This window comes from Terrabacter sp. LjRoot27 (assembly GCF_964254175.1).
Classification (GTDB): Bacteria; Actinomycetota; Actinomycetes; order Actinomycetales; family Dermatophilaceae; genus Terrabacter.
Genome location: NZ_CAXUSS020000001.1, coordinates 1,805,761 through 1,818,174, shown reverse-complemented (window position 1 = coordinate 1,818,174; position 12,414 = coordinate 1,805,761). Strand labels below are relative to the sequence as shown.

Genomic DNA, 12,414 nt, shown 5'->3' with positions numbered 1-12,414 from the left:
GGTGAGGGGCCCTTCGACGGTGCGGTGGACGTCAGCTGGCGACGACGGCGTATGCCGCGAGGTCGGGCTCCATGCTCGGCGTCACCTTGGCGCGCAACCGGGTCCCCTCGGCCACGTGCTCGCTCTCGAGGATCTCGCCCTCCTCGTGGAGGCGCGAGATGAGGTCACCGCGCTCGTAGGGCACGAGCACGTCCACCTCGATGTCGGGCTTCGGCAGCTCCTCGTCGATGAGGGCACGCAGCTCGTCGAGGCCGGCGCCGGTGCGCGCTGACACGGTGATGCAGTGCTTCTCGTGGCGGCGGAGCCGGTCGAGCACCTCCGGGTCGGCGATGTCGGCCTTGTTGACGACGATGATCTCCTTGATCTGGTCGCCGCCGACCTCTGCGAGCACCTCGCGCACGGCCGTGATCTGCCCCTCGGGGTCGGGGTGCGAGCCGTCGACGACGTGCAGGAGCAGGTCGGAGTCGCCCACCTCCTCGAGCGTCGAGCGGAACGCCTCGACGAGCTGGTGCGGCAGGCTGCGCACGAAGCCGACGGTGTCGGCGAGCGTGTAGACGCGGCCGTCCTCGGTCTCGGTGCGACGCACGGTCGGGTCGAGGGTGGCGAAGAGCTGGTTCTCGACGAGGACACCCGCGCCGGTGAGGCGGTTGAGCAGCGAGCTCTTCCCGGCATTGGTGTAGCCGGCGATGGCGACGGACGGGACGCCGCCCGCGCGGCGCGAGTGCCGGCGCGTGTCTCGGCTCGTCTTCATGCCCTTGATGTCACGGCGGAGCTTGGCGATCTTCGTGTTGATGCGGCGACGGTCGAGCTCGATCTTCGTCTCACCGGGTCCACGCGAACCGATGCCCTCACCGCCGGCGACGCGGCCACCGGCCTGACGGGACATCGACTCACCCCAGCCACGCAGGCGCGGCAGGAGGTACTGGAGCTGGGCCAGCTCGACCTGCGCACGGCCCTCGCGGCTCTTGGCGTGCTGGGCGAAGATGTCGAGGATCAGCGCGGTGCGGTCGATGACCTTGACCTTGACGACGTCCTCGAGCGCTCGCCGCTGGCTGGGGGCCAGCTCACCGTCGCAGATGACGGTGTCGGCGCCCTCCTCGACGACGATGTCGCGCAGCTCGATCGCCTTGCCCTTGCCGAGCCAGGTCGCCGGGTCGGGCTTCTGGCGGCGCTGGACGACGCCCTCGAGCACGGTCGAGCCGGCGGTCTCGGCGAGCGCCGCGAGCTCACGGATGGAGTTCTCGGCGTCGTCGGCGGTGCCCTCGGTCCAGACACCGGCCAGCACGACGCGCTCGAGGCGCAGCTGGCGGTACTCGACCTCGGTGATGTCCTCGAGCTCGGTCGACAGGCCCTGGACGCGGCGGAGCGCGGCGCGCTCCTCGCGGTCGAGCTGGTCACCGTCGTAGAGCGGGTATGCCGTCTCGTCGGTCTCGTGGAGCTCCTCGGCCAGCGCGTCGGCGCGGGTGGCGAAGAGGGTGCGCTCGCGCTGGACGGCGCGGTCGGTGTCGCTGGGGTGGTTCGTGTGGTTGCTCGTCATGTTCTCCCTATGGTCCCACTCGTCCAACGCCACGAGCCACTCGTTTGTGCCCGATGCGTCGCCCAGGGCACGGCACGCACGTGCCGCGGAGGGCACCTCGGGGCCGATACGGTGACCGTGATGAGCGAGCCGACCGACCACTACTTCGCCGCCGAGCCGGCCACACCGGAGGAGCGTCGCTCCATCGAGGTCACCCTCGACGGGCGCCGGTTCACCCTGACGACGGCCCGCGGCGTCTACTCCCCCGACCGCCTCGACCCGGGCACGGCCGTGCTGCTCCACGGCGCCCCGGACCCGAGCCCGACCGGCGACCTGCTCGACATCGGCTGCGGGTGGGGGCCCATCTCCCTCACGCTCGCGCTCCGCTCCCCCGCTGCCAGGGTCTGGGGCGTCGACGTCAACCGCCGCTCGCTCGACCTGTCCCGGGCCAACGCCGCGGCGGCCCACGTCGACAACACGACCTTCTGCGAGCCCGACGACGTGCCCGACGACGTGCGGTTCGCGACGATCTGGTCCAACCCGCCCATCCACGTGGGCAAGGCCGCCCTGCACGCCCTCCTCGAGCGGTGGCTCCCACGCCTGGCCGACGACGGGGTCGCGCACCTCGTCGTCCAGAAGCACCTCGGCTCCGACTCGCTCCAGCGGTGGATCAACGAGCAGGACTGGGGGCTGACGTGCACGCGCCTGTCGTCGGCCAAGGCGTTCCGCATCCTCGAGGTGCGCCGTGCCTGAGGTGGGCGGGGCCGTCGACGACGCGCGTGCCCTCGTGGCCCAGTGGTTCCCCGAGGCACGGGCGGCGTGGCTCGGCGGCAGCGTCGTCCTCGGCTCGGCCACCCCGGGCTCCGACCTCGACGTGACCGTGCTGCTCCCCGGGCCGCCTGCGCCGTACCGGGACTCTCGGCGCTATCGCGGCTGGCCGGTCGAGCTCTTCGTGCACACCGACACCTCGCTCGGCCACTACGTGCGGCGTGACGTCGACAGCGGGCGTCCGACGATGGCACGCCTCGTCGGACGGTCCGTCGTGCTCGTCGACACGGACGGGACCGGCGCACAGTGGCAGCAGACGGCCCAGCAGCTGCTGGCCGCGGGACCTCCGCGGCTCACCGGCGACGACCTCGCCACCCTGAGGTATGCCGTCACCGACCTGCTCGACGACGTGACCCACGCGCACGACGGCCACGAGCGGCTCGTGAGCGCCGTCCTGCTCGCCGACGAGGCCGCCCGCCTGCTCCTGCACGGGGCAGGCCACTGGTGGGGCCGCGGCAAGTGGGTGGTGCGCGAGCTGGCCGACCTCGACGAGCGTGATGGCAGCTCCTGGCGGGTCCGGCACGAGCAGGCGCTCGTCACGGCCGCTGCCGGCGACGTGTCCCTCGTGCTCGCCTTCGCCGACGACGTGCTGGCCCGCAACGGAGGTCCGCTCTTCGAGGGCCACCGGCTCTCCGGCACCGACCCCGCGGCGCGACCGCCTCTCGGTTCGAGGTGACCCCGGGCCCGCAGTTAGCCGACATCACCTCGAACGAGAGGTGACGGCCGTCAGAGTGGGAAGTCTCCGTCGGCGACGAGGACCGCGGGACCCGCGAGCTCGACGCGCTGACCCGCCAGGGGCGTGACCGTCAGGCGACCGCCCGGCACGTCGACCGTCCACGGGCTGAGGTCCTCGACGCCCGACCAGAAGCGCGTCGCCAGGGCCGCCGCTGCTGCGCCTGTGCCGCACGACCGGGTCTCACCGACTCCTCGCTCGTGGACGCGCATGGCGATGTGGCCGGGCCCGACGGCCCGGACGAACTCGACGTTGGAGCCGTCGGCCGGCTCGGGATGCAGCTCGGGGGCCTCACCGAGGTCGAGGTTCTCGAGGGAGATGCCCTCGGGGAGCATGACGACGGCGTGCGGGTTGCCGAGGTCGAGGGTCAGGGCCGGCACGGGCTTGCCGTGGCGCGGCTTGACCATGACGTCGAAGCCGTCACGGCGGGCGCCCTCCTCGTCGCCGAGCCGCCACGGCCCGAGGTCGACGGCATACCCCTCGTCGACGACACGCACCGTCTTGACGCCGGCGCGGGTGGCGATGCTGAAGGTCGAGCCGAACGCGAGGCCCTCACGGCGGAGGTACTCGGCGAAGACGCGGGTGCCGTTGCCGCACATCTCGGCGAGCGAGCCGTCGGCGTTGCGGTAGTCCATGAACCACTCGGCCTCGCGCGACTGCGCCCGCACGTCCTCGTCGGTGGAGAGTGCCGCGCGCACGACGCGGATGACGCCGTCGGCCCCGAGACCGGCGTGCCGGTCGGCGATGCGCTGCACCTGGGCCGGGGTGAGCTCGAGCGAGCCCTCGAGGTCGGGGACGAGGACGAAGTCGTTCTCGGTGCCGTGGCCCTTGGTGAAACGCGTCATGTCAGCCATTCTCCGGCATGCCGTCGCGCACCCGTGCATCCGCCTCACGAACCGCCGTGAGCGCCCGGTCGAGCAGGTGCGGGTCCGTGGCGTCGAGCCACAGGATCCGGGGGTCGGGCCGGAACCACGACTCCTGCCGCCTCGCGTAGCGGCGCGTCGCCTGCGCCGTGTCGCCCCGTGCCGTGGCCTCGTCCAGGGTGCCGTCGACGACGGCGATGGCCTGGCTGTAGCCGATGGCCCGGCTCGCGGTGACGCCGTCACGCAGGCCCTGCGCGAGCAGGGACTCGGTCTCGCCCCGTAGACCCTCCGCCCACATGCGCTCGACCCGCCGGTCGATGCGCTCGACGAGGAGCTCGCGGTCGACTCGGAGACCCAGCACCACTGCTGGAGAGACGAACTCACGCGTGGGCATCGACGCACTGAAGGGGCGACCGGTGAGCTCGATGACCTCGAGGGCTCGGATGACGCGTCGGCGGTTGCCGGGCAGGATCGCGGCGGCCGCCCGCGGGTCCAGGGCGAGCAGCCGCGCGTGCATGGCGTCCTTACCGACCACCTCGGCCTCGGCCTCCAGGCGTGCGCGGACCGCGGCGTCGGTGGGCGGGATCTCGAGCCGGTCGAGGGCTGCGCGGACGTAGAGCCCCGAACCGCCGACGAGGAGCGGCCGGTGGCCTCGGCCGCGGATGGCGGCGATGTCGGCGCGCGCCGCCGTCTGGTAGCCCGCGACGCTCGCCTCCTCGGTCACGTCGAGCACGTCGAGCTGGTGGTGGGCGATGCCGCGTCGCTCGGTGACGGGGAGCTTCGCCGTGCCGATGTCCATGCCGCGGTAGAACTGCATGGCGTCGGCGTTGACGACCTCCCCGCCGAGCCGCTCGGCGAGGTCGAGGGCCAGGTCGGACTTGCCCGTCGCCGTCGGCCCGACGACCGCGACCACGGGCGCACCGACCGTCGACGCGCTCTCAGGCGTCACGGCTGACCGGACCGGAGCTGGGGGTGCCCGTCACGAGAGGTGCGCGCCCTCAGCCGATGAGGTCGTCGGCGTACTCGTCGCTCTCGTCCTCGTCGTGACCGAACGGGTCCTTGTCGACGCCCGGGAGCCACGAGCTGCCGGGCTTGCCCCAACCGTTGCGCTTGACGGCCTTGCGGGCCTTCTTCGACTGCCGGTCGTCGAGCCGGTCGACGTAGAGGGTGCCGTTGAGGTGGTCGTACTCGTGCTGCATGCAGCGCGCGAACCATCCGGTCGCGTCGAACTCCACGCGGTTGCCGTCGACGTCGAGACCGACGACGTGCGCCCGGTCGGCCCGCTTGAGCGGGAAGGCCTCGCCGGGCACCGACAGGCAGCCCTCGGTCTCCTCGTCGGGGTTCGGTCGCTCCTGCGGGATCCTCGACGTCGTGACCGTCGGGTTGATGACGTGCCCCTGCTCCGGGACGCCGTCCTCGTTGGCCATCTTCCAGATGAACACCCGCAGGCCGACGCCGATCTGGGGTGCGGCGAGTCCCACGCCGTTGGCGGCGACGTTCGTCTCGTACATGTCCTCGACGAGGGTGCGGAGCTCGTCGTCGAAGTCCGTGACGAGGGCGGCGGCCCGGTGCAGGACGGGCTCACCGGTGATGACGATGGGGCGCACACTCATGCGCCAAGTCAAGCACGAGGGGACGCGCTCACCCGAATCGGCTCAGACGACAGAGCAGCCCGGCGCAGCCGGGGGCGCGGCCGGTCGGCCGACGGACGGCATGCCGAGGCTGACGGCCGGCTTGCCCGTGCCCTGCGGCGCGTCCTGGAGAGCCGCCCAGGCGTCTCCCCCGGGAGTGCGCCGGACGGCATACGTCCCACCGTCGAGGCCCGAGTCGGCGACGAGGTGGTGGGGCGCGCCGTACGTGACCCTCACGGTGACCATGTCGCCGGGGCGGGGCACCTCGGCGCCCTCGGGGACGGCGAAGTGGACGAGCCGGTTGTCGCGGGCCCGCCCCGACAGCCGCTTCGTCTCGACGTCCTTGCGGCCCTCGGACGGTGCGACGAGCACCTCGACCTCCCGGCCCTCGACGGCGCGGTTGCCGGCCCAGCTGACCTCCTCCTGCACGGCGATGAGCCGCTCGAAGCGCTCCTGCACGACGGCCTTCGGGACCTGGTCGTCCATCGTCGCCGCAGGGGTGCCGGGCCGGATGGAGTACTGGAAGGTGAAGGCACTGGAGAAGCGCGACTCGCGCACGACGTCGAGCGTGCCCTGGAAGTCCTCCTCGGTCTCACCGGGGAAGCCGACGATGATGTCGGTCGTGATCGCGGCGTCGGGGATGTGCCGGCGGACGTTCTCGATGATGCTGAGGAACTTCGTGCTCCGGTAGGAGCGACGCATGTCCTTGAGCACCTTGTCCGAGCCGGACTGGAGCGGCATGTGCAGGCTCGGCATGACGTTCGGCGTCTCCGCCATGGCGAGGATGACGTCCTCGGTGAAGGCGGCCGGGTGCGGGCTGGTGAAGCGCACGCGCTCGAGACCCTCGATCTCGCCGCAGGCGCGCAGCAGCTTGCCGAACGCCAGACGGTCGCCGAACTCGACGCCGTAGGTGTTGACGTTCTGGCCGAGCAGGGTCACCTCGACGACGCCCTGGGCCACGAGGGCCTCGATCTCGGCGAGGATCTCGCCGGGGCGACGGTCCTGCTCCTTGCCGCGCAGGCTCGGCACGATGCAGAAGGTGCACGTGTTGTTGCAGCCGACCGAGATGGAGACCCAGGCGCTGTAGGCCGAGTCCCGACGGGTCGGCAGCGTCGAGGGGAAGACCTCGAGGCTCTCGAGGATCTCGACCTCGGCCCGCTTGTTGTGGGCAGCCCGGTCGAGCAGAGCCGGCAGCGAGCCGATGTTGTGGGTGCCGAAGACGACGTCGACCCACGGCGCGCGCTGCACGATGGTGCCGCGGTCCTTCTGCGCCATGCAGCCGCCGACGGCGATCTGCATGCCGGGGTTCTTCTGCTTCGCCGGACGCAGCTGGCCGAGGTTGCCGTAGAGCTTGTTGTCGGCGTTCTCGCGCACCGCGCACGTGTTGAACACGACGACGTCGGCGACCTCGGGCCGCTCCTGCGTCGGCAGGCTCGCGAGGTCGACGTAGCCGGCCGTCTCGAGCAGGCCGGCGAGGCGCTCGCTGTCGTGGACGTTCATCTGGCACCCGTGGGTGCGGACGTCGTAGGTGCGGGGCGAGCCGGCGGGCGCGGTGGTGGCGGCCTCGGGCGTGGGCGCGAAGTTCTGCGTTGTCATGGCACCGACAAGGGTACGTCGTGCAGCGCCCGGTCAGCGTCGCGCGCGGGCGGCGTGCTGCTCAGGCTCTGGTCCCGACGCGCGAGACGGAGGAATAGGAGCGATGGTGGACCTGTTGACCCCGGTGCTTGACAGTTCAACGACTTGGTTGCATCATAGTTGTTGAAGATTCAATAACCTACTCCGAAGGACACATCATGGGCCTGTTCAACCGCACCAAGGACGAGACCGCCACCGAGACCGCGTCGGTCGCCGTCGAGAACATCTCCGGCGACTACACCATCGACCCGAGCCACACGCGTATCGGCTTCTCCGCCCGCCACGCCATGGTCACGAAGGTCCGCGGCCACTTCGACGAGTTCGAGGGCTCGGCCCACGTCGACACCGTGACGCCGGCCAACTCCTCGGTCACCGTGACGATCCAGGCGGCCAGCGTCACCACCGGCAACGAGCAGCGCGACGGTCACCTCAAGACCCCCGACTTCTTCGACATCGCCAACTACCCGCAGATCACGTTCGTCTCGACGAACGTCGAGCGCGACGGCGCCGAGTGGGACATCACCGGAGACCTCACCATCAACGGCGTCACCAAGTCCGTCACGATCCCCTTCGAGGAGACCGGCTCGGCCAAGGACCCGTTCGGCAACACCCGCGTCGGTTTCGAGGGTGACGTCACCATCGACCGCACCGAGTGGAACCTCTCCTTCAACGCCGCCCTCGAGACCGGTGGCGTCCTCGTCAGCGAGAAGGTCAAGCTCGAGTTCGACGTGTCCGCGATCGCCAACGTGCCCGCCGAGGTCTGAGCAGCACCGCACCACAGCACACCCAGGGGGTGAGGACCGCACGGTCCTCACCCCCTCGTGGTGTCCGCAGAAGCCCGGGTGGCCCTGGTCAGCCACTGCACCGGACGTCAGTCGCGCCGGTGCTCGGGCAGACCGTCGACGGCGTCGCGGATGATCGGCCACGCGACCTCACCCGAGTAGCCCTTGCGCGCGAGCAGCCCGGCGAGGCGTCGCGTCTGGACGTCCGGCGCCAGACCCCGCATCGACCGGAGCTTCTTGGCGACGAGCTGCTCGGCCCGCACCTTCTCGTCGCCCGCACCGACCTGACCGAGCGCCTCGTCGGCGACCTCCTGGTCGATGCCCTGCTTGCGCAGCTCGTGCGCCAGGGCGCGCCGTGCCAAGCCCTTGTCCGACTGCTTCGACCGGACGAGCATCTGGGCGTACGCCTCGTCGTCGATGAGGCCGACCTCGGTCATGCGGTCGAGGACCTTGGCCGCGATGTCGTCCTCGCAGCCGCGCTGACGCAGCTTCTTCTCGAGCTGGGCTCGGCTGCGCGGAGCCATGCTCAGCTGTCGCAGGACGATGGCCCGCGCCACCGACTCTGCGTCGGCGTCGGGAACCGCCACCTCGACGTCGTCGGGAGGGGGCGCCCAGTCGGGTCGCTCCCCCGCCTCGTCCGAACCCCAGCCCGAGCGGGGCCTCGACGACCGGCGACCCTGACGACCGGAACCGCTCGCGCCACCGGAGCGGCCCGAACGCCCGCCGCCACGGGACCCGCCCGCCGCTCCAGACGAGCCCGTGTTGCCGGGTCGGGTCGCGCTCGTGCTCGCTGGACGACCACTCTCGCGCCCGGACGGCTCGACGTGGGCAGGCTCGGACCACGGAAGCCCGGACCGGCTTGCGCCGACCTCGGACGCCGACTCCCCGGACACTGCGCCCGAAGCCATGCCCGACGCACCGCCGGCTCGCACCCCGGCGACACCCTCGGCCTCAGCCAGGGCGGCCGCGGCGCGAGCCAGACGGTCCCGTGCGGTCTCCTGTTCGGAGAGACCCATGATCAGAAGTCGACAGGCACGTCCGAGACCTCGGCGGGCTGGTCGACGCGCGGCCCGACGCCGAGCTTCTCCTTGACCTTCTTCTCGATCTCGTCGGCGAGATCGGGGTTGTCCTTGAGGAAGTTGCGGGCGTTCTCCTTGCCCTGGCCGAGCTGGTCGCCGTCGTAGGTGTACCAGGCACCGGCCTTGCGGACGAAGCCGTGCTCGACACCCATGTCGATGAGGCCGCCCTCCCGCGAGATGCCGTGGCCGTAGAGGATGTCGAACTCGGCCTGCTTGAACGGCGGGGAGACCTTGTTCTTGACGACCTTGACGCGGGTGCGGTTGCCGACCGGCTCGGTGCCGTCCTTGAGGGTCTCGATGCGACGCACGTCGAGGCGGACCGAGGCGTAGAACTTCAGCGCCTTGCCACCGGTCGTCGTCTCCGGCGAGCCGAACATGACACCGATCTTCTCGCGGAGCTGGTTGATGAAGATCGCCGTGGTGCCGGTGTTGTTGAGGGCACCGGTGAGCTTGCGCAGCGCCTGGCTCATGAGTCGCGCCTGGAGGCCGACGTGGCTGTCGCCCATCTCGCCCTCGATCTCGGCGCGCGGCACGAGGGCCGCCACGGAGTCGATGACGATGATGTCGATGGCGCCCGAGCGGATCAGCATGTCGGCGATCTCGAGCGCCTGCTCACCGGTGTCGGGCTGCGACACGAGCAGGGCGTCGGTGTCGACCCCGAGCTTCTTCGCGTAGTCCGGGTCGAGCGCGTGCTCGGCGTCGATGAACGCCGCGATGCCGCCGGCCTTCTGCGCGTTGGCGACCGCGTGGAGGGCGACGGTCGTCTTGCCCGAGGACTCCGGGCCGTAGATCTCGACGACGCGTCCGCGCGGCAGACCACCGATGCCGAGAGCGACGTCGAGGGCGATCGACCCGGTGGGGATCACCTCGATGGGAGGACGGATGTCGTCGCCGAGACGCATCACCGCACCCTTGCCGTAGCTCTTCTCGATCTGGCCCATCACCGAGGAGAGGGCCTTGTCCTTGTCCTTTTCCTGCACCGAAGCCATGTCGGTCACCTATCTGCCGTCTGCGTTGCGGTCGTCTACCTTCGACCCGGGCCACGGCCTCGTGCTGCGAGGTCCGCTGTCGGGTCAGACGCTAGGTGCCGGCGCCGACATCGGGAGGATCCACGAGACGGCCTGTGGACGATGCGGGTGGTGGCGCAGGACCTGTGGAGAACAGTACCGAACAGGTGTTCGAAGTCTGCACGACACGCCGGTGTCGGGATCAGCGTGTCGGCCCGGACCTGCGTGAGCGCCCGGTCGAACGCGGTCCACGCGGAGCTCCCGCTCACCGCGCGCTCCCCCGCTCCGCACCGGGCCGAACGGCGCCGGCGTCAGCGACCGGCCTGACCGCCCTGGGCTCCCCGCGCGACGCGGGTGTCGCGTCCGAGGCGTCGCTCCGGCGGCACGTCCATGTCGGTGCAGAGCGCCTCCCACACGGCGCGCGGCGGCTCGCCCTCGGCGAGGGCCTGCACGACGGTGCGGTTGCCGAGCGCACCCAGCACGTGGTCGCGGGCGAGCGACCCGGCATACGCCGCGCCGAACTCGTCGTCCATCAAGGTCCAGAAGTGGCTGATCCGCACCACTGCAGTGTGCCACCCGCCGCGCCGGAACCGTTCCGCGCGAACCCGTCGTCGGAGCGTTACCGCAACCGCCCGCGAACGTCCGGCGCGGCCGGTATCGTCCTCTCGTCGCGCGCGCAGCCGCGCGGCACACCGAACTCTTCAGGGGAGCACACCATGACCGAGCCCACCGGGCCCACCGAGCCCACCGAGCCCACGCGCGCGGCGGCCCAGCCCTACACCTACCCGACGCCCGCCGGCGCGGCCGAGACCGTCCCCGGTGAGGTCACCCTCTCCGACGACCCGCAGCCGCCCGCGTCCGGTGGCCGCAAGCGGACGGGCCTGCTCGTCGGCGGCGTCGTCACGGCCCTCGTCCTCGGCGGCGCAGGGGCCTTCGCCTTCCAGACGCTGAGCGGTGGCGGCTCCCAGCCCGCCGACGTGCTGCCCGGCGACGCGTACGCCTACTTCCGTCTCGACATCGACCCGTCGGCCGGCCAGAAGATCGCCGCGGTGCGCTTCCTGGGCAAGCTGCCCAAGGTCAAGGACACGCTCGGCGCCGACGACCCCCGAAAGCAGCTGTGGCAGCTCGCCTCCAAGGACGCGAGCAACGACTGCGTCGCCAAGTTCAGCTACGACACCGACATCGCGCCCTGGCTCGGTGACCGCGTCGGCGCCGCGATCCGGCCCGGCGGCACCGAGGACGCCCCCAACGTCGCCATCGCGATCCAGGTCAAGGACGAGTCGGCGGCCAAGGACACCCTGACCAGGCTCTTCGCCTGCGACAAGGGCGGCTCCGACACCGAGCTGCGGATGAAGGACGGCTACGCCATCGTCACCCCGCCCGGCGTCGGCGACGCCACCCTCGCCGCCGCCTCCAAGGGCACGCTCGCGCAGAACGCCGACTTCACCTCCGACATGGCGGCGCTCGGCGAGCAGGGCATCCTGTCGGCGTGGTTCGACATGGGCACGGGCCTCAAGGAGATCCAGAAGCTCAGCGGCACGACGGGGATGGACGCGACGGCCCTGGCCTCGGCCAAGGGACGCGTCGCGACGGCGGTCCGCTTCGACGCCGACTACGTCGAGATGGCGGGCGTCGTGCGCGGCGCCGACGCGACGAGGTCCGTCAAGGGCGACGGCAGCGAGGTGGCCTCCCTCCCAGCCAACACGATGGCCGCCTTCAACGTCTCGGGCGCCGACCAGATGCTCGACTCCGCGTGGCCCCAGCTGAAGAAGCAGATCGAGAGCCTCGCCGCCGCCGACGGTGAGTCCGACCCGATCGGCATGGTCGAGCAGCAGCTCGGCATGAAGCTCCCCGACGACCTCAAGGTGCTGCTCGGCCGGTCCTTCACCCTGGCCATGCCCGAGCAGGACCTCCAGTCCGACGTGCCCGTCCTCGGCGCGAAGGTCGTCTCGAGCGACGCCAAGCGCGCCGACGAGCTCGTCGGTCGCCTCATGGAGTCGGCCGGCGTGGGCAGCGACGTGCTGACCCACAAGGTCGAGGGCGACAAGGTCTTCGTGGCCACGACGCCCGACTACGCCGACGACCTCAAGTCGGCCGGCAAGCTCGGCGAGAGCGACACGTTCAAGCTCGCCGTCGGCGACGTCAGCAACGCCACCGCGACGCTCTTCGTCGACCTCGACAAGATCGACGCCATCGTCAAGGGCGAGGTGCACGGCGAGGCCAAGTCCTTCCTCGAGTCGCTGCGTGCCGTCGGCTTCACCGCCACCAACACCGGCAACGGTGAGGGCTCGTTCTCACTGCGGGTCCTGGGCGACTGACCCGACCCGCGACACACACGAA

General features: G+C 71.2%; 12 protein-coding genes. 4 read left to right on the top strand and 8 right to left on the bottom strand.

What is annotated here, in order from left to right:
- Positions 1-31 precede the first annotated feature (31 nt).
- Entirely contained in the window at positions 32-1,537 is a 1,506-nt protein-coding gene (hflX, locus tag ACSQ2D_RS08460; RefSeq protein ID WP_435985513.1) for a GTPase HflX, read from the bottom strand.
- Positions 1,538-1,657: 120 nt separating this feature from the next.
- Between hflX and ACSQ2D_RS08455 the strand changes: the two genes are divergently transcribed.
- Both ACSQ2D_RS08455 and ACSQ2D_RS08450 read left to right on the top strand, forming a co-directional pair.
- Positions 1,658-2,269, top strand: coding sequence for a class I SAM-dependent methyltransferase (locus ACSQ2D_RS08455; protein ID WP_435985512.1), 612 nt, complete (start codon positions 1,658-1,660; stop codon positions 2,267-2,269).
- Positions 2,262-3,020: a nucleotidyltransferase domain-containing protein gene (locus ACSQ2D_RS08450; protein WP_435985511.1), complete on the top strand. Its 759-nt coding sequence runs from the start codon at positions 2,262-2,264 to the stop codon at positions 3,018-3,020. The genes ACSQ2D_RS08455 and ACSQ2D_RS08450 overlap by 8 nt, the downstream gene beginning before the upstream one ends.
- A 50-nt stretch (positions 3,021-3,070) precedes the next feature.
- Here ACSQ2D_RS08450 and dapF read toward each other — a convergent pair whose 3' ends face one another.
- The 4 genes from dapF to miaB are packed head-to-tail and all read right to left on the bottom strand — an operon-like array spanning position 3,071 to position 7,167.
- Complete coding sequence (gene dapF, locus ACSQ2D_RS08445; protein WP_435985510.1) at positions 3,071-3,922, bottom strand: diaminopimelate epimerase; 852 nt, start codon at positions 3,920-3,922, stop codon at positions 3,071-3,073.
- Between the two features lies 1 nt (position 3,923).
- Positions 3,924-4,889: a tRNA (adenosine(37)-N6)-dimethylallyltransferase MiaA gene (gene miaA / locus ACSQ2D_RS08440; protein WP_435985509.1), complete on the bottom strand. Its 966-nt coding sequence runs from the start codon at positions 4,887-4,889 to the stop codon at positions 3,924-3,926.
- Between the two features lie 49 nt (positions 4,890-4,938).
- Complete coding sequence (def, locus tag ACSQ2D_RS08435; RefSeq protein WP_435985508.1) at positions 4,939-5,553, bottom strand: peptide deformylase; 615 nt, start codon at positions 5,551-5,553, stop codon at positions 4,939-4,941.
- Between the two features lie 42 nt (positions 5,554-5,595).
- On the bottom strand, positions 5,596-7,167 hold the full coding sequence (miaB, locus tag ACSQ2D_RS08430; RefSeq protein ID WP_435985507.1) for a tRNA (N6-isopentenyl adenosine(37)-C2)-methylthiotransferase MiaB: 1,572 nt from the start codon (positions 7,165-7,167) through the stop codon (positions 5,596-5,598).
- A gap of 197 nt (positions 7,168-7,364) precedes the next feature.
- Here miaB and ACSQ2D_RS08425 point away from each other — a divergent pair, with 197 nt between their 5' ends.
- Positions 7,365-7,970: a YceI family protein gene (locus ACSQ2D_RS08425; RefSeq protein ID WP_435985506.1), complete on the top strand. Its 606-nt coding sequence runs from the start codon at positions 7,365-7,367 to the stop codon at positions 7,968-7,970.
- A gap of 107 nt (positions 7,971-8,077) precedes the next feature.
- Here ACSQ2D_RS08425 and ACSQ2D_RS08420 read toward each other — a convergent pair whose 3' ends face one another.
- From ACSQ2D_RS08420 to ACSQ2D_RS08410, 3 genes are all read right to left on the bottom strand, one after another.
- Positions 8,078-8,575, bottom strand: a complete 498-nt coding sequence (locus ACSQ2D_RS08420) for a regulatory protein RecX (protein ID WP_435985505.1) — start codon at positions 8,573-8,575, stop codon at positions 8,078-8,080.
- A 431-nt stretch (positions 8,576-9,006) separates the two neighbouring features.
- Positions 9,007-10,056, bottom strand: coding sequence for a recombinase RecA (gene recA / locus ACSQ2D_RS08415; RefSeq protein WP_028785358.1), 1,050 nt, complete (start codon positions 10,054-10,056; stop codon positions 9,007-9,009).
- A 329-nt stretch (positions 10,057-10,385) separates the two neighbouring features.
- Positions 10,386-10,634 carry a DUF3046 domain-containing protein gene (locus ACSQ2D_RS08410; protein ID WP_435985504.1) on the bottom strand — a complete coding sequence of 83 codons (249 nt, stop codon included), beginning with the start codon at positions 10,632-10,634 and terminating at the stop codon, positions 10,386-10,388.
- Positions 10,635-10,790: 156 nt separating this feature from the next.
- Here ACSQ2D_RS08410 and ACSQ2D_RS08405 point away from each other — a divergent pair, with 156 nt between their 5' ends.
- Positions 10,791-12,392 (top strand): DUF3352 domain-containing protein, encoded by a 1,602-nt coding sequence (locus ACSQ2D_RS08405; RefSeq protein ID WP_435985503.1) that lies wholly within the window; start codon positions 10,791-10,793, stop codon positions 12,390-12,392.
- Positions 12,393-12,414 lie beyond the last annotated feature (22 nt).

Bases quoted from the DNA above. Each gene is read 5' to 3' on its own strand.
- def (WP_435985508.1), bottom strand. From the start codon at position 5,553: ATGAGTGTGCGCCCCATCGTCATCACCGGTGAGCCCGTCCTGCACCGG.
- miaB (WP_435985507.1), bottom strand. From the start codon at position 7,167: ATGACAACGCAGAACTTCGCGCCCACGCCCGAGGCCGCCACCACCGCG.
- ACSQ2D_RS08455 (WP_435985512.1), top strand. From the start codon at position 1,658: ATGAGCGAGCCGACCGACCACTACTTCGCCGCCGAGCCGGCCACACCG.
- dapF (WP_435985510.1), bottom strand. From the start codon at position 3,922: ATGACGCGTTTCACCAAGGGCCACGGCACCGAGAACGACTTCGTCCTC.
- ACSQ2D_RS08405 (WP_435985503.1), top strand. From the start codon at position 10,791: ATGACCGAGCCCACCGGGCCCACCGAGCCCACCGAGCCCACGCGCGCG.
- hflX (WP_435985513.1), bottom strand. From the start codon at position 1,537: ATGACGAGCAACCACACGAACCACCCCAGCGACACCGACCGCGCCGTC.
- recA (WP_028785358.1), bottom strand. From the start codon at position 10,056: ATGGCTTCGGTGCAGGAAAAGGACAAGGACAAGGCCCTCTCCTCGGTG.
- ACSQ2D_RS08425 (WP_435985506.1), top strand. From the start codon at position 7,365: ATGGGCCTGTTCAACCGCACCAAGGACGAGACCGCCACCGAGACCGCG.